14 protein-coding genes are annotated in these 17,171 nt (G+C 44.5%); 11 read left to right on the forward strand and 3 right to left on the reverse strand.

Features of this window, described 5'->3' with window-relative positions; translation table 11 throughout:
- The first annotated feature begins 2 nt into the window (after positions 1 to 2).
- The 4 genes from SNR28_RS02315 (at position 3) to SNR28_RS02330 (ending at position 5,456) form a co-directional block, all read left to right on the forward strand.
- The gene (locus SNR28_RS02315; RefSeq protein WP_375749407.1) at positions 3 to 965 is read left to right on the forward strand and encodes a carbohydrate ABC transporter permease; all 963 of its coding nucleotides are present in this window, start codon (positions 3 to 5) and stop codon (positions 963 to 965) included.
- A gap of 4 nt (positions 966 to 969) precedes the next feature.
- Positions 970 to 2,067 (forward strand): ABC transporter ATP-binding protein, encoded by a 1,098-nt coding sequence (locus SNR28_RS02320; RefSeq protein WP_375749408.1) that lies wholly within the window; start codon positions 970 to 972, stop codon positions 2,065 to 2,067.
- 153 nt (positions 2,068 to 2,220) lie between these two features.
- The gene (locus tag SNR28_RS02325; RefSeq protein ID WP_375749409.1) at positions 2,221 to 3,228 is read left to right on the forward strand and encodes a LacI family DNA-binding transcriptional regulator; all 1,008 of its coding nucleotides are present in this window, start codon (positions 2,221 to 2,223) and stop codon (positions 3,226 to 3,228) included.
- A gap of 359 nt (positions 3,229 to 3,587) precedes the next feature.
- Positions 3,588 to 5,456: a methyl-accepting chemotaxis protein gene (locus SNR28_RS02330; protein ID WP_375749410.1), complete on the forward strand. Its 1,869-nt coding sequence runs from the start codon at positions 3,588 to 3,590 to the stop codon at positions 5,454 to 5,456.
- A gap of 82 nt (positions 5,457 to 5,538) precedes the next feature.
- Here the strand turns inward: SNR28_RS02330 and SNR28_RS02335 are convergent, their stop codons facing one another.
- Both SNR28_RS02335 and SNR28_RS02340 read right to left on the reverse strand, forming a co-directional pair.
- Positions 5,539 to 6,246: a substrate-binding periplasmic protein gene (locus SNR28_RS02335; protein WP_375749411.1), complete on the reverse strand. Its 708-nt coding sequence runs from the start codon at positions 6,244 to 6,246 to the stop codon at positions 5,539 to 5,541.
- 93 nt (positions 6,247 to 6,339) lie between these two features.
- On the reverse strand, positions 6,340 to 7,236 hold the full coding sequence (locus SNR28_RS02340; RefSeq protein WP_375749412.1) for a LysR substrate-binding domain-containing protein: 897 nt from the start codon (positions 7,234 to 7,236) through the stop codon (positions 6,340 to 6,342).
- Positions 7,237 to 7,501: 265 nt separating this feature from the next.
- Here SNR28_RS02340 and SNR28_RS02345 point away from each other — a divergent pair, with 265 nt between their 5' ends.
- The 7 genes from SNR28_RS02345 (at position 7,502) to SNR28_RS02375 (ending at position 16,443) form a co-directional block, all read left to right on the forward strand.
- Complete coding sequence (locus SNR28_RS02345; protein WP_375749413.1) at positions 7,502 to 8,881, forward strand: aspartate aminotransferase family protein; 1,380 nt, start codon at positions 7,502 to 7,504, stop codon at positions 8,879 to 8,881.
- Positions 8,847 to 9,665 (forward strand): 3-keto-5-aminohexanoate cleavage protein, encoded by an 819-nt coding sequence (locus SNR28_RS02350; protein ID WP_375749414.1) that lies wholly within the window; start codon positions 8,847 to 8,849, stop codon positions 9,663 to 9,665. Before SNR28_RS02345 ends, SNR28_RS02350 begins: the two co-directional genes overlap by 35 nt.
- Before the next feature lie 103 nt (positions 9,666 to 9,768).
- On the forward strand, positions 9,769 to 10,668 hold the full coding sequence (locus SNR28_RS02355; RefSeq protein WP_375749415.1) for an ABC transporter six-transmembrane domain-containing protein: 900 nt from the start codon (positions 9,769 to 9,771) through the stop codon (positions 10,666 to 10,668).
- The gene (locus SNR28_RS02360; protein ID WP_375749416.1) at positions 10,665 to 11,804 is read left to right on the forward strand and encodes an efflux RND transporter periplasmic adaptor subunit; all 1,140 of its coding nucleotides are present in this window, start codon (positions 10,665 to 10,667) and stop codon (positions 11,802 to 11,804) included. The genes SNR28_RS02355 and SNR28_RS02360 overlap by 4 nt, the downstream gene beginning before the upstream one ends.
- Positions 11,801 to 14,902, forward strand: a complete 3,102-nt coding sequence (locus SNR28_RS02365; RefSeq protein WP_375749417.1) for an efflux RND transporter permease subunit — start codon at positions 11,801 to 11,803, stop codon at positions 14,900 to 14,902. The genes SNR28_RS02360 and SNR28_RS02365 overlap by 4 nt, the downstream gene beginning before the upstream one ends.
- Positions 14,903 to 15,022: 120 nt before the next feature.
- Positions 15,023 to 15,874, forward strand: a complete 852-nt coding sequence (locus tag SNR28_RS02370; protein WP_375749418.1) for an AraC family transcriptional regulator — start codon at positions 15,023 to 15,025, stop codon at positions 15,872 to 15,874.
- A 32-nt stretch (positions 15,875 to 15,906) separates the two neighbouring features.
- A complete protein-coding gene (locus SNR28_RS02375; RefSeq protein ID WP_375749419.1) occupies positions 15,907 to 16,443 on the forward strand; it encodes a hypothetical protein in 537 nt (178 codons plus the stop codon).
- Positions 16,444 to 16,451: 8 nt separating this feature from the next.
- Here the strand turns inward: SNR28_RS02375 and SNR28_RS02380 are convergent, their stop codons facing one another.
- On the reverse strand, positions 16,452 to 17,117 hold the full coding sequence (locus SNR28_RS02380; RefSeq protein ID WP_375749420.1) for a Crp/Fnr family transcriptional regulator: 666 nt from the start codon (positions 17,115 to 17,117) through the stop codon (positions 16,452 to 16,454).
- Between the last annotated feature and the right edge of the window lie 54 nt (positions 17,118 to 17,171).

Raw genomic sequence — 17,171 nt, forward strand, 5'->3', positions numbered from 1 at the left:
TTATGTTAGGTAAAAAAACTATTAAGGGACGTATCGGGTTCGTACTGGCCATCCTGCTACTAGTAAGCTTCTGCCTACTGCCATTTGCCCAGATTCTGTCTACATCGTTAAAGCATCAGTTTGACTGGGGTAACCCGTCACTGATACCACAGGTAGTCAACCTGGATGCGTATAAAGAGTTACTTGGACTGGCTGATGAAAAAGTGGTTGAAGTACCACCAGCAATTCAAAAAGTATTGGACAACCCTAAGCTGCCACAAGCGAAGAAAGACGCGATTTTAGCGAAATTCACGAATACTGAAGACGTATTCCCGTTTGGTCGCTTTATGCTGAACAGCTTTGGCTTATCCGCAGGTGCTGCGCTTATCTCTATGGTATTTGCTGTGATGGGGGCTTATTCCATCAGCCGACTGAGATTTTCAGGTCAGGTGATCGTCCAGCGCTCAGTCCTGTTTGTCTACATGGTGGGTGGTGTACTACTGATGGTGCCACTTTATCAAATGGCGGTGAATGTTGGCCTTGCCAGCAGTATGTGGGGGAGTGTTCTTTGTCTGTTCGCTATCTACATAGTTCAGACACTGCCGGTCGCACTTTACATGCTGGGTAACTACTTCCGTACTATCCCGTTTGCTCTGGAAGAAGCAGCGATGATGGATGGTTACTCCCGTAAAGAGGCGATTTGGAAAGTGGTACTGCCACTGTCACTACCGATGCTGGCGACAGTCTTTATGTACTGCTTCATTATCGGCTGGAACGAATACCTGTTTGCTTCGGTATTCCTGAAACAATTTAAAGAGTTCTATACATTGCCGCTGGCTCTGCAAGAGCTGTTTGTATCGAAAAACGCAATCTGGGACCGCATTATGGCAGCTTCTATGCTGACGCTGGCTCCGGTAATTATCTGCTTCTTGTTCGCAATGCGTCATATGGATGGCGGTAAAACTGACGGCGGTGTGAAAGGTTAATATTATGGCTTCTATTTCTTTAAAAAATATCGTTAAAAACTATGGTGATACTAAGGTTGTTAAGAACATCAGCCTGGATATCGAAGATGGTGAATTTGTTGTACTTGTTGGCCCATCTGGCTGTGGTAAATCAACGACGCTACGTATGATAGCTGGCCTTGAGCAAGCGACATCTGGTGAGATTACTATTGGTGATCGCGTGGTGAACGACGTAGAACCACAGAATCGTAATATTGCGATGGTGTTCCAGAACTACGCGCTTTACCCACATAAGACAGTGGAAGAAAACATCGTGTTTGCACTTCGTCGTCTGAAGATGGACGAGGCTGAGGTACAGCGTCGTCTTGAAGAAGTGTCGACCATGCTGAAGCTGGAAGACTACCTTAAGCGTAAGCCTGCGGATCTTTCAGGCGGTCAGCGTCAGCGCGTTGCCATGGGCCGTGCAATTGTGCGTGACGCTGACTGCTTCCTGTTCGATGAGCCTTTGTCGAACCTGGATGCGAAACTACGTAACCACATGCGTACTGAGATTGCTCAGATTCACAACAAGTTTGGTCGTACAAGTGTTTACGTAACCCACGATCAGGTTGAAGCGATGACGCTAGCAGACAAGGTTGTGGTGCTTCGTGACGGTATCATTGAGCAGGTGGGTTCACCGATGGATATCTTCCTGAACCCGAACAACATCTTTGTTGCGACCTTCATTGGTTCTCCATCGATGAACATTCTTGAAGGTCGTTTGTTTGCAGACTACCTGCAGCTAGGTGATTACAAACTGCCGCGTAACCTTCTATCAAGTGTTCATTTTGACGGTGAAGTACCGGCAGAAGGTATGGAAGTGAAAGTGGGTATCCGCCCTGACTTCTTCAACGACAAAGAGTTCTTCGCTGAGAGTGATACGACGTTTAACTTTGACCATATTGCAATTGATCTTGTTGAACCAATGGGCTTCGATAAAGAAGTGTTGTTCTCTCTAGGAGAAGAAAAAGTAAAAGCGCGTCTTGACCTTCGTTCTGAAGTAGAGCGCGGTAACAAGATGGAGCTACTGGTCGATCTTTCTCGTGTACTGCTATTTGATGCACAGACGGAAGAAAGAATCTAAGCGGACATAGCTCACATGTTTTAAGCGGTATAAATAAGCACCTGATCACTTGGTTGAAATTTATACCGCTTATTCGATCTCAATGTGTTAAATTCGTTGGCTGGCCAACCGCCTTCAGGGGTTGCCTTGGTAATTAAGGTTTAAAACAGAATCATGTCTATAAAAAAACTAGCTGAACATCTTGGACTTTCTAAATCAACGGTATCGCGTGCATTGAACGGGTATCACGATGTCAATCCTGAGACTCGTAAGAAGGTATTACAGGCAGCTAAAGATATTGGTTATAAACCTAATCCTACGGCTAAAAGGCTGGCTTCTGGCAAATCACGAAATGTGGGAATCCTTCTTCCTGCAAACTCACGTATGTTCGTTTCTCCCGCGTTCTCAAAAGTTCTGACGGGGGCTTCCGCTTTTTTAGCAAGACATGACTATCAGCTTATCGCAACTACGGTTGCAGAATGGCAAGATGAGTCCAAGGTCTATTCTGACTTTATTAAAAGCGGATTGGTTGATGGGTTGTTTATTGTTCGTACCCGCACGAATGACAGCAGGATACAGATGCTGGAAGAGCAGAAGTTCCCATACGTTTGTCTGGGTCATGATGAAGGTTACAAAGAAGACAGCTTTGTTGATGTCGATAACGAACTTGCACTGTACAACCTGACTAAAAGACAGATAGACATGGGACATAAGCGTGTCGCATTCCTTGACGCACCGTTAGAGCTGACCTTCTCACAGGCCCGAAAGCGAGGTTACCAAAAAGCGTTAAAAGAGGCGGGTATCGAATTTGACCCGAGGCTTTTGCTCAATGGTGAGTTGAGTGAAGAAGATGCGATAAAAATGGCCAGACAGGTCCTGTCGCTTGCAGAGCGTCCTACATCGATTCTTTGTGCTGATGACACTATGGCTCACGGTACTATCGCAGCCTGTGAAGAGCTGGGTTATCAGCCAGGTAAAAACATCGCAATCGCTGGTTATGGTGATTACGAACTGAGCCGATTTAGCAAACCTTCAATCACTTCTCTCAAGTATGACACCCGGAGTGTGGGTGAAGAGATGGCTAAAATGATGCTAAATAAGCTTGAGAAAAAAGATTTCGAAACCAAAAACTGGTTCTATGCCGATGTTGTTGCACGCCAATCGGACGAAGTTACCCTCTAATTAGATATTTCCAATTAGTGTCTATACTAAGTATTAAGAGATACGTCTTAAATACTTAGTCAGACCTATCATGTCACCTCTCTGACTAGCCTTTGTTCTAGGCGTTTCACTTCAAAATAATTCGATGTAATAAATAGTACTCAATTAGGGTTATATGCGCTTTATCACTCTATAGAGAAGAGCAAGTTAACAGTTTCCTATATTGATAAAAAATAGTGATAGATGCGTGCTATAACAAAATAAAGAAATAATAATGGGCTAGGCTGGTTTTGCAATGCGTTTCATATTGTAACAATATGTTTTTTAATGAAAAATAGAATTGCTTCAATAGGACGCAAGTTAATAGACAGGGAGTTAAAATGAAGTTTGCTCACAAGATTGTTATTGCTTCTGCAGCTTTATTTCTTATCAGTGCGTTTGCAGTGTCAGCATTTCAGTATTTCAGTATTAAAGCTGAAATAGAAGAGTCACTGGAAATTAGCCTGAACGATATTCTGAATGGTGTCGACGACAATATAGTTGCTGAGATGAAAGGTCGAAGCGATCTGGCTCTTTATACCACCGAAATGGCCGACATGCATTCTACACCAGAAGGTATTCGTTCCATATTAGATCAACCCTCTTTAAAGAAACCTTTTGTATTGGTTGGTGCTGGTTTGGAAACCGATGGTAAAGCTATTCCAGGAACCGCTAGCTGGGACCCAGGACCAACCTGGGATGCTCGTGTTCGTCCATGGTATAAGGATGCGAAAGCGGCCAATGGCTTGATCGTCACTTCTCCATATGCCGATTCGGTAACGAAAGAAATTCTTATCTCGATAGCTACCCCACTTAAAGAGAATGGCAAATTTCGCGGAGCGGTATTCTTTGACGTAAGTTTGGTTGGTTTGGCAGAAATCGTAAACAAAGTAGACCTATTTAACGCAGGTACTCTGTTCATTGTGGCGGACGATGGTACTTATATTGCCCACCCGGAAGAAGAACGAAATGGTCAGCCGTTTTCTAAGTACCATCCAGATATTAATCTGAGAGAAGGTGTGCAGTACGTTGAAATGGATGGTGATGATTATCAGTTCCGATTTGTAGAAGTTGAAGAGTATGGTTGGTATATAGGTGCCGCGCTGGATCAAACCATATTACTTGAAGGTGTGACTGAAACAAGAAACAGCTCAACCATCTTCTCTCTGATATCCGTTGTGATCAGTATTGTATTGCTTCTAGCGCTTATTTATCAGTTGATGAAGCCACTAGACAGTCTGAACGATGCAATAAAAGACGTTGCTTCGGGACAGGGTGACCTGACTCAGCGACTCAGCACTAATACAGACAAAGAGTTCTCAACATTGGCTGCGGGTTTTAACGAGTTTACCGAAAATCTACAAACCAGAATTCGTAACCTTAAAGGAATAAGTGAAGAGATCTTAAGGGGAGCGGAAGCCACATCAGGTGCAGCGAATGAATCGGTAGGCGCAATGAATGAGCAGTTGCAGGAAATAGAACAGCTTGCGACCGCGATGAATGAAATGTCTGCGACGGCTAACACCATTGCCGACAATGCTCAAAGTGCTTCATCGGCAGCGCTTGAAGCTAATGAAGCGACTCAGGCAGGTGCAGATATCGTAGCTAATACGACTAACTCTATTTCAGATCTATCTGGTAGTGTTCAGGATGCGGTTGAACAAGTGAAGAACCTGGAAGAAGCAACCGGAAGCATCGAGACGGTATTGGAAGTGATCAACGATATCGCAGAACAGACAAACCTCTTGGCACTGAATGCCGCGATTGAGGCGGCTCGTGCTGGTGAGCAGGGACGGGGATTTGCGGTCGTAGCAGATGAAGTACGTAATCTGGCCCAAAGAACTCAGGAATCGACTACAGAGATACGTAGTATGATTGAGCAACTTCAAGCGGGTGCTTCTTCTGTTGCTAATGCAATGGGTAAGAGTAACGAGACTGCTGCAAGTACGGTTGAGTACGCACAAGAGGCGACAATGGCTCTTGAGCGAATCCGACAATCTATTGAGCAGATATCGGACATGAACCTTCAAATTGCATCGGCCGCTGAAGAACAGAGTCTGGTATCTGAAGAGATCAATACCAATACTCAGAAGATTAAAGATCTGTCCGTGATGGTTTCTGAAGGGGCAAACAATGCGAGTGTTGCAATGCAGGTTCAGGCAGAAAACGTGAGGGACCAAGAGAAGATTCTGAATCAGTTCATCGTATAACTGTAAGCCAGTCACAAACGTTAAAACGCCAGACTTTCGGTCTGGCGTTTTTGTTTGTTTGTCATTTTTTATCTGTTCATGATTAGTGGTGATTGTACATATCCCAGATGCGATCAAACTCTCCGCTTTCCCACATCTCTTTCAACGTTGTCGTGATTTCTGGCACCAGATCAGCGTGGCTTTTGTGAAGGTAGTGGTATAGGAAGTGTGTCTCAATTGGTGGTTCTAACACTGCGATATCTTCCAGTCCCATATGATCAATCAGTTCCCATCTTTCGACCCTGGCGACAGCCACATCGGTTCTTCCGGCGTCTAGCTTTTTGAACATCCCAGTCAGACTATTACTTTTGTCTGCATCAAGATTGTGTTTACTGATCGCGGTTTGAATAATTTTCAGCCCGTCAGGGTAACCCAGGGAGTAGCCATCAGGAATACTTCCCCAACCGTCAACTTTAAACTCGTTACCTTGCTTTACGAAAAAATGTAGCTGAGAAGAGTCCATCGGGAAATCGATACGGATTAAGTTAGGAAAGTTGCCTTCAATGCTTTTTGAACGTAACACTTCACCGTCCAGAATCCCTTTATTGGATAAAGCTATACCGCGGTTTCCCTGAAGGCTTCGAAACTTGATCTCAATACCAAGCTTTTGGTAGGCGTGTTCCAGAACTTTTACTGTAGGGTTCTCTGTATTTATGTTGTCAATTGCGGAAAAAACCAACACGTTATCAGCGGCATAGAGCTGACTACTCATAGAAAAAATAGCTATGGTTATAGCGCTAATTGGTTTCATTCCATAATAACCCTGCTTTGCGTAACACTATTAGTATAGAACCATTCTTACGCAATTAGGAGAATATGGACTCCGACCAGATATTTTTTTGTATTAATTCTCACCCAGCTCGTTATTTAGCCAGCTTTCAAACTCGTACACTTTCCTCAATCCTTTTTTATAACTTGGAATGATAACGTAATAGCCAAATGAGCTTTTCATGCGCATACTCAGCGGATTTACCAGTAATCCCTTCTTCTGCATTGGTGCCACCATGAAATCTGGCAATAGAGCCATACCTCTGTTATCCGTCACCGCTGTTAAAGACATATAAAAATGTTCATACCCGACTCGACGATAATCGGGTTCAAAGCTCAGTTCGAGTTCATTCTTAAACTGCTCCCACAACTGAGGACGTGTTACCTGAGGGATAAAATGGTGCTTATTGAGGTCATCTTTTTTCCTGATGGGATTCTTTTTGGTCAGTGTCGGGGATGCCACGAGTAACAGCGTTTCTTTCTGCAGCAGAGTTGCATGTTCGTAATGCTGGGATAGGGGAAGACAGCGGATAAAGATATCGTGATCGCTATTGCTGTTTTTCACCATGCCATCCCCGGTTTTAATGCTGACCTGTATATGGGGAAACCTCTGAGTGAACGCTTCAATTTTCTCTATCAACCATAAACTGGCAAAAGAAGGGGTGACATTAACGGTAAGTAGGTCTCTTTCTTGATCAGACTGCAGTACATTCGCAGTAGAGGATTGAATGATTTGTAGAGCCTCAGATACTTTAGGTAAGTAACGTTTTCCTGCATTGGTGAGTTCGATTCCATTGATATGGCGATGGAACAAAGGCTGGCCTAACTGACGCTCCAGTGCCGAAATCTGTTTACTTACAGCACCCTGAGAAATGGCGAGCTCTTCCGCAGCTTTAGAAAAACTCATGGTGCTGGATACTGCCATAAAGGTACGAAGCGCTTTAATCGAGGGTAGTTCACTTCCTTTTATCATTTCGTCTTCCTTACTGATTTAACCCCACAAAATATGAGGCCATTCCGTTTTCTCATGCATTTCGATTATGTATACAATTTGCTTAATAAAGGTGTCAAATTTTACACGTAACACATTGATCCTATGTGCACCACAGTGATGCGATGCACCAATTTTGTCAATGCCATTCCATTTGGTCATGCCCCCTGAAAAGTATTCGATTGTCTGTTTTTTGTTCGGGAGTTATCTATAGCGCTGGGTGAGCAAACTAATAGAGGATTCAGGAATGTCAAATGTGTTTCATCGCCATTGCCATAGTCAGTTGCCAACTGTCGTACGTGGTGAGGGTGTCTATTTATATGATAGCGATGGCAAGCGTTATCTCGACGGATGTGGGGGAGCTGCGGTATCAAACCTGGGGCACAACCATACAGCGGTGAAGCAAGCTGTTATGGCGCAGATGGAGTCTGTACCGTTTGCTCATACGGGTTTCTTTACGTCAGATAGCTCTGAACAGCTTGCTAAACTTCTTTCCGATTTGGCTCCGGAACCTCTTAATCATGTTTACTTTGTCAGTGGTGGTTCCGAAGCAGTTGAATCTGCACTAAAGATGGCTAGGCAGTACTTTGTTGAAATCGGGCAGCCAAAGCGAAACCAGTTTATCGCACGCAAGCAAAGCTATCACGGGAACACTCTAGGGGCCCTGGCTGTAGGTGGAAACCAGTGGCGTCGTACACAATTTGAACCTCTTCTTTCTGACGTTCACCATGTTTCTCCTTGTTACGCTTATCGTGATCAAAAACCGACTGAGTCTGAAATCGAATACTCGAAAAGGCTTGCGGAGGAACTGGAAGAAACCATCCTTTCTGTTGGCGCTGAATCGGTTATGGCTTACGTTGCCGAGCCGGTTGTGGGAGCGACCGCAGGAGCAGTGCCTGCAACGAAGCACTACTTCAAATATGTGCGCGAAGTGTGTGATAAGTATGGTGTACTTCTCATACTCGATGAAGTGATGTGTGGCGTAGGAAGAACGGGTACCTTTTACGCCTTTGAACAGGAAGAAATCGTACCGGATCTGGTTACAGTTGCGAAGGGATTAGGCGCTGGGTATCAGCCAGTCGGTGCTGTGCTTGCGAGCAGCAAAGTATACGATGCTATTGCCGAAGGTAGCGGCTTTTTTCAGCATGGGCATACTTTTATGGCACATCCTATGGCATGTGCTGCAGCGCTCGCCACGGTTAAGACCATTGTGTCTGATGGCTTATTGGAGCGAGTTAAGGTTCAGGGAGAGAAGCTAAAAAGCTTATTAGTAAAAGAGCTTTCACCTTTGCCTTACATAGGGGATATTCGAGGCAAGGGGATGTTTTTAGGCGTTGAGTTGGTATCGGATAAAGCGACCAGGCAACCTCTGGCAAGTACGACACCAGCACATAAACAGATTAAAGCAAAAGCGATGGAACTTGGATTAATGTGCTATCCGATGTCAGGCACCATTGATGGTAAATCTGGTCACCACATTTTGCTTGCTCCTCCTTTTATCATTAGTGATAACGAGGTAGAGGAGCTGGTTTGTAAACTCACCACGGCAATAAAAGAGTGCGCGTCAAATTGGGATGTAAAGGAGCAGCAAGATGAACAAGAAAGTCGCTATTATCACTGCGCCTAACGGAGCCAGAAAACAAAAATCTGATCATCCGGCAGTGCCTATTTCTGTCAGAGAAATTGTCGATGATGTGATCGCTTGTCGTGATGCAGGATCAGCGATGGTACATGTTCATGCTCGAGACAATCATGGCAAGCACAGCCTAGCCATTGATGACAACCTGATACTGTTAGACACCTTGAAGCAGGAAGTGAAGCAGAGTGTGATTATCCAGTTGACTACTGAGGCAATCGGTCAATACTCGCCAGAACAACAAATGGTGTTGATTAAAGAGACTTGTCCGCCAGCAGCATCTTTTGCTCTGAGAGAATTAATTCCAGATGATAGCTATCTGAATACAGCAGAGTCGTTTTTCCGTTGGGTGTCCGACCAAGACGTGCTTGCACAGTACATTTTGTATGATCGGGAAGATGTTAATCGATACCTATCTCTTTGTCAGGATGGGGTTTTACCCCAAAAGGGGCGCCATGCTTTGTTAGTGTTGGGTCGATACCACAAGAATCAAATGTCAGAACCAACAGACTTACTGCCTTTTTTTACTCAAGAGCTATTGGACTATGAGCGTTGGGGTGTATGTGCATTTGGCCCTAAAGAGCATCAATGCTTAACGACCGCGATGTTGCTAGGAGGAGATGTTAGAGTTGGATTTGAAAACAACCACCTCGACAGGTTTGGTGAGCAGGCAAAAGACAATGCCGCTCAGGTTTCTGAACTGGTGATGCAGTCTAAAGCACTTAATTTAGAACTTCATGATGCCTCGTCCTATGCTCAATTGCTGGCAAATTAAGACATATGATCGTCTTTAGATTACCAAGACAGCAAACTGAGACACTTTTTATCTATTGATGTCGTAAATAATTGCTCTGTATAAAGATTACGGAGCAATTATTTTGTCTGCTTATCCTGAATTTACCATCAGTTCCATTCTGAGAAACTACAAAGCTAAGGTAGTCACCACATGGCTACTTGTCGCACTTGAAAATGTATTCACCGTTCTTACTCCATTGTTTATTGGTTACGCCATAGATGACCTGATTAACGGAGAAGTAGAAGCACTTTATGGGCTAGCGGCTTTATTTACCTTACTTACTATCGTTGCGGTTGGCAGGCGTTTTTACGATACCCGCGCATACGGTGAAATCCGGGTGGATATCGGTGAAGAGGTCGATAAACAGATGCGTGATAAAGACTCATCGTCAGAGAATGTTTCTGTTCGCAATGCGCGCCTTGATATGTCACGTGAACTGGTTGATTTCCTTGAAAATGATGTCCCTCCATTAATGACTGCCATTATTCAGTTATTCGCATCGGTCATTATTCTTGCCGCTTTCCATATCAAACTAGGCATTGGTGCTGTGGTTGCGGGTGTGGTCATGCTGGCTATTTACGCTCAATTTCACGGCTACTTTGTACGCTTAAACGGCATGCTTAATACCCGAATTGAGCAGCAGGTGACGATTTTATCTCAGGTGCCTTTTCGTGGTATTCGTCGCCATCTTGAGAGAATTAAGCGCAGAGAAATACTAATTTCGGATGCGGAAGCCATCGTATACGGTCTGATATTTCTGGTTTTGTTTGCGTTTGTCACTATGAATTTGTGGTTATCTACTCTGGTTTCTTCGCCAACAGCAGGGCAGATCTTCTCTGTCGTCTCTTACTCTTTAGAGTTCCTGGAAGCCGCGGTAATGCTTCCGATTACCTTGCAAACTTTTTCTCGCTTAACGGAAATCAGTGAGCGTCTTAACAATATTAAAAAACCTGAGCTGGTTTGTACGGAGAAAAACGGATGAAAAATAAAAAAGTCCTTCCCATTGTTCTTAGCTTGCTGCTACTTGTTGGTGCAGGTGCACTTGTGATTCTTCTTGAACCAGAAGAAGTTCAACCTATCGTCAAAGAGAGAGTTTACCAGCCTGTCAGTGTTCTTACGGTTCAACCACAAACTTTTAGCGCTCACATCACGCTTACCGGTACAAGTCATTCACGTTGGCCTGTAGAGCTCAAAGCACCTGCCAGTGCAAAACTGATGTGGCTAAATGAACTGTTAGAGCCAGGTTCGCTGGTGAAAAAGGGCGATGTGCTGGCAAAGTTAGACACCACTCATCTAAGCTCTCGGTTAGCTCTGGCGCATAGCGCATTGAAGCAGGCCGAGTTGAATTTAAAGCGGGAAAAGCATGAACAGACCGTCGCTATTAAGATGCTATCGAAGAGTAACAGCTCAGCCTACGCCAGAAGAGAGCCTCAGATCGCATCAGCCAAGGCTGAATTGCAGCAGGCCAGGGAAGCTTACATCAGTGCCAAGCAACACGTGGATGATGCGACAATTATCGCACCATTTAATGCTGTTGTTCTGAGTCGAAGTGTCAGTCCGAGTCAGCAATTAGATGCTGGGCAGTTGCTTTTCGAACTTGCTTCCAGTGAAAGCCTGGACGTAACTGTCCCTGTTCCAGAGCAGCAATGGGAAGATCTGCTTAGCATACTGGATAAACCAACAATCGAAGTACTTGATAAGCAAAACAACAAGTACAGTGCGAAAGTCAGATATATCGCTCCTGAAGTGGACAGCTCGACCCGGCAGAGACGAGTCGTACTTGCTGTAGACAAGCCATACCTTCAATCGCCAAGGCTACTACCTAATCAACAGCTGAAAGTGGTTGTTACGTTGGCAAGCCGTGAATCTGTCGTGCGCATTCCCCTTAGCTCACTGACCAGAGATGGTCAGGTTTGGACCGTGGATGATGAAGAGAAACTCAGAATCGAAGAGGTTACTGTAGTCGAGGAAAAACAGGGTTATGCTTATGTTATTTTTGACAACGTTTTAGTAAGTAAGCGAGTGGTCACTTACCCGTTATTATCAATGATTGTGGGAACACAGGTGAAACCAGAACCAGTATCTGATTTGAGTTACCTTGCCGGGGGTTCTAAATGAGTTGGCTTACCAAATGGTTTATCAATAACCCGGTCGGCGCCAACCTATTAATGGTTGCTATCGTGGTGAGCGGTATACTCAGCGTTGGGCAATTGCGTGTTGAGTCATTCCCACAAATTGCGCCTTCCAGTCTGGTGATTCATGTTGCTTACCCGGGCGGGAGTGCGAAGCAAATCGACGAGAGTATTACTCAGAGAATTGAGGAATCCATCAGTGGCATTGGTGGAATCAAACAAATTACCAGTCAGTCGGAGGCCGGGCTGGCAACGGTTCGGGTTCGAAAAACCACTGATGCTAATCTGGATAAACTGCTCGATGACGTAAGAAACCAGGTCAATGCCATAAGTGGTTTTCCGGCTCGGGCTGAGAGACCTCAGGTGACGCGAGATGAGTTCACCAATTTGGCGGCTTTTGTCATCGTGTCGGCTCCAAGAGATGATGAGCAGCTCCAACCAATTGCGCGGCAAGTTGAGCTAGCATTAAAAAAACACTCAAAGATCTCTAAGGTGACAAACTGGGGACAGCGCAATCCGGTTGTGTTTATTGAGCCAGATATTGCTCAGTTACGTAGCTATGGGTTGAGTCTGGAAGAGTTAGCTCAGAAAATTGAGCAATCTTCTCTAGAAACAAGAACCGGAGAGCTAAAGAGCGCGAAAGGACGAATGGTCGTTCGTGGTGATGGATACGCAGATAACCTGAAAAAGCTCAATACACTAGAGATATTATCAACGCCTTCAGGCACGATTCGCTTAGGGGACGTTGCAAAAATACGCAGAGACTATGAAGAGAGCGGCTCGATTGTTCGCAACAATGGCGAAACTGCGATAGCACTTTTGGTTAGTACCAGACAAAGTGACAATCTATTGCAAGTCAGTGAGGCGATTCAGGAGACTCTAGAAAAAGAGCAACTGCGTTTACCTGAGGATGTCTCTCTGTCGACACTTGCCGATATGTCTCCGTATATTAAAGACCAATTATCCAGGTTGGGTAATAATGCATGGCAAGGGCTGCTTATTGTTGTCATTTTGCTCGGACTGTTTCTGGAGTTAAAACTGGCATTTTGGGTTGCGGCTGGTATCCCCATCGCGCTCTGTGGAGCTCTAAGTGCGATGAATATTGTCAATTACAGTATCAACGATATAACGCTGTTCGGCTTTATATTGGTGCTGGGTATTTTGGTTGATGACGCGGTGGTTGTCGGTGAAGCAATTCATACAGAACGACAAAAGACCAAAAATAGCAAAGAAGCAGCGTGGAAAGGCGTTCATTCGGTTTCTGTAGCCACTGTGTTTGGTGTGTTGACGACCATTGCGGCTTTTTCTCCAATGCTTTGGATTAATAATGATTTTGCGAAGGTACTTGCTGGCTTTTCCGCTGTGGTTATTTTTGCTCTGATATTTTCTCTGATTGAAAGTAAGTTTATTTTGCCGTCCCACCTTTCAGAAATGAAAACCAGTTCTGGTCGCAGTGGGTTGATAGCCAGAGTACAAACATTTGCCCAAAAAGGGTTGGATAAGTTCAATCAAGACATTTATAAACCCGTACTTCAATACTCTCTGCGCAATAAACTTGCATCATTACTTGGATTTATCGCATTTATTCTGTTGGCTTACGGTATGTGGTCAACAGGGGCAATTCGAAGCGCGCTTTTCCCGGAGATACCTGGCCGATATGTTACCGCTAAAGTCACTCTTGAAGATGGTGCACCCTTACCGTTGCAAGAGATGGCACTGGATAAACTGGAAAGCACGGCTTTGCAGCTTAGCGACTCGTTACAACAAGAGTACAACTTAACCGATAAAACGCTGACTAACTTGTTAGCGTGGTCAGACGGCTATGGTGATGTTGAAGTAACCGCAGAGCTAAGTAGCGAGGCACTTTCCTCTCTGCCAGCCAATCACCTGACAAACGAGTGGAGGAAACTGACTTGGCCTTTTGAAGGTGCTTACTCGGTGAAATTTACCTCTGCGGATGCACCTGCCGGAGGCACATTTATCTCCGTATCTGCATCAGATCGCGCTTTGGCTAAACAGGCCGCTAACGAGCTTAAGAAAAGTCTGGAAGTGTTGCCGGGCGTATCGGATGTGTTTGATGATGGAATGGGAGGCCAGGAGCAAGTTCGTATTGTACTCAATACATATGGCCGTCAGCTTGGTCTGACCCAGGAAAAAATAGCCAGACTCGCGGGTGACGCATTTGGTCGAAGGGAAATTCATCGCCTTCTTGAAGAAGGTCAAGAGACAAGGGTTGTTGTACGTTACCCGGCTATTGAGCGACTGACAACTGAGCAACTGTTGCTAACCCCTATTATTCTACCCAACGGAAAAAGTGTGGTTTTAGGTGATGTGGCGACTCTGAGAGCTGAGCGAGAACCTGAAGTTTTGTATCGGAGAAATCGTGAACAAGTGGTTAATGTTTACTGGGGGCAAGACAGGACGATTCAGGCTCCAGAAGCGACAATGGAGCAACTTAAAAGCGGCATTGAAGTGATAGAGAAACGTTACCCTGAGGTAAGCATAAAGGCCGGCGGTGAGTTCGAGGAGATGGGAGAGGTTCAGCAAGGGTTTAAGTCAGCAATGATCTTGACGGTTTTGTTGGTTTATATCTTATTAGCGATACCGTTAAAGTCTTATTGGCAACCGCTCATCATAATGGCCGTTATTCCGTTTGGATTTGCAGGTGCTATCTTTGGTCATTACCTGATGGGTTTGCCCATTAGCATTCTTTCTATGTTCGGAATGATGGCCATGACGGGCATTGTTATCAATGATTCACTAGTACTTATCACTCGATTTAACGCTGAATATAGAAAGGGTGTACCTCTGGAAGAAGCACTAATTATTACAGGTACAAGCCGTTTAAGAGCGATTTTTCTGACTACAATCACTACGGTTTGTGGCTTGATTCCGTTATTGCTTGAGAGTGCAGAGCAGGCTCAGTACCTAAAACCAGCAGCCGTGTCTCTGGTGTTTGGGGAGCTGTTTGCCACAACGGTGACCTTGATACTTATTCCGATATTACTTGGAATCAGTAGCAAACCTGTTTTTAGTAAAAAGCAGCAACAGACTGAAATGGAATTACCTGTAGCCGTGCAATAAACACCATCTGGTTTGCATTTATCTTTTCTAGTCGCCATAGTAGGGGTTATCTATCTTGTTTAACCTCTATCTATGGCCGATTCTTCAAACAAACCCTTCAAATTGGTACCAGAAATAGCTTTGCTGGAGTCATTACCAGAGCACCATAGAAAACGGTTTGAGTCAGCGCTTTACATGATGCATAACTCTCTGGAAGAGAGTTTGTCCTGGGAGCAGATAGCCGAAAAAAGTGCGATATCCCCATACCACTTTCATCGTCAGTTTACTCAACTGTTTAATGAAACCCCGGGACATTACCTGAGCCGCGTTCGGTTGCAATATGCTGTATACCTATTGTTTATCGACAATGGTTTAAAAATAACGGAGATTGCGCACAACTGTGGTTACTCCTCTTCTCAAGCAATGGCAAAAGTGCTTAAGCGCGAACTAGGGATGACTGCAAAGGATGTTCGCCAACATGTAGAGACGGGGACACCGGATGAAACCTCTCAGCTTCTGGAAAAACTTTCGCACCCGGGAAAGAGTTTATCTATGGAGAAGCAACTTGCCAGTTCAATGCCAACTGAGCTTGTATGGTACCCGGCAAGGGGAATGAAAACCGTTGATATACCGGATTTTGACTGGGACTTGATTTTTGATACATACAAAGAGAAAAGTACTCAGCTTATTGGTGCCACGCAGATTACAGAACTGGAGAAACCCTGGAACGAGATACGTTATAGAGCTGGAGAGTGGCAACTTCCCGAAGAGCAGTTCGATTTCTATATAAGCGAAGGCTACTATCTTTGCTGCGAAGTGTATCTTATTACGGATACTGCCTACGCGGCAGCAATCGACGGTTTGTTCGAGCAAGCAGAATCGCAAGGGTATCAGATAGACGAGAGCGGTTATCTGGTGGAGATGGTTCGTGACGTGGAACTTAGAGAAGAGGGTGGTGCTACCTTTGCTCTTCAGATACCGGTCACCCTATGATTCTCTGTTAGCGTTCTAATAAGGGAGGTTGTATGAAAAAGGCGTTGATAGATTTATCTGAGGTCACAGAGGTTTCCTGTGATACGGATAACATATGGACTCTATTTGGCCCTCCAGGAACACTATCTAAAATGCCGGTCACTCATAGGGATCAAATACATGTACTTGATCAGTCATCTACGCTAAATGCGTACGATGCTTTTAATCATACTGACCTGCTTTCAGGGGATGATGGATGGGGGAACCAGCCGTTCGCGGGAAATCCATTTAAGCGAGTTGAAACTTTCCACATGTTGAAAGACAGCGACAAAGATCTTAAAAAGTGGCTCTATCAGCGAGGTATCCCATTTAGCAATGAGGTGCTGTTGTTACCAGTCTATAAGAGTGAAGATGAACCCGCGATATTGACCACCTGGAAAATCGTCATCAAGAACGCTCAAGAACTGTTTGAGATGGATAATCTTGTCATCGTCAGCAATCACGCAGACTGGTGCCTTTATTATCACCATGATGGATTGATTACTGTAGGGCAGGAGCCAAGTGGCACTATTATCAGTGAGATTCGATAGAAAATAGCCTACTTATAATAGCTGTTCAAGCACGCTTTAATCGCTTCAATATTGGTAGGATTAATGATGTTTTCATCACGTTCTTTTTCTATCAGTCCATCATTAATCAACTCATGAATAATTCTGTTGTATGCCCTTTCTGTGCAGCCAAATCTCTGTGCTTCCTGATACATATAAGTATGGCTTAACGGCATGGAGACTTCGGTATAACGATGGAGTATGTCTTTTAAAATATTGTACTTCAATGGGTACAGAGAGCGCTCTATCGCCACATCCATCGAGCTTTGATATAGCTTTGAAGTATTGCAGTTCATCCAAAATGCTATCTTGCCATCATGTATAAGTAATTCAGAAAGTTGCTCCTTAGATATAACAACCAGTTCTGTATCAGCAGTTGCAACAATATCAAACTGGCAGAGCTCATCGGAGAAACACTCTACTTCTCCGAAGAACCGATCTTCCGAAAAGTAATCACCCAGGCTCAAAGTCTTCCCGTTTCTGGCAGTATGATAAATCGCGTACTGTGCAACACTCGCCCAATAAACGAAATCCAATACCTGATTTTGCCTAACAATGTACTCGCCTTTCCGAATACGAATCTCTTTGTAGCCTTCGTTTTTGATGTGTAAACGGATGTGCTCCAAACCTTCCTGAAGTAACTTACTCTTGTTCATTGTTAAGCCTCTGCCTCTTATTGCTTACTTAAATCTTTTGATGAGATTCAGGTA

This window comes from Vibrio iocasae, from assembly GCF_042245395.1.
GTDB classification, from domain to species: Bacteria; Pseudomonadota; Gammaproteobacteria; order Enterobacterales; family Vibrionaceae; genus Vibrio; species Vibrio iocasae.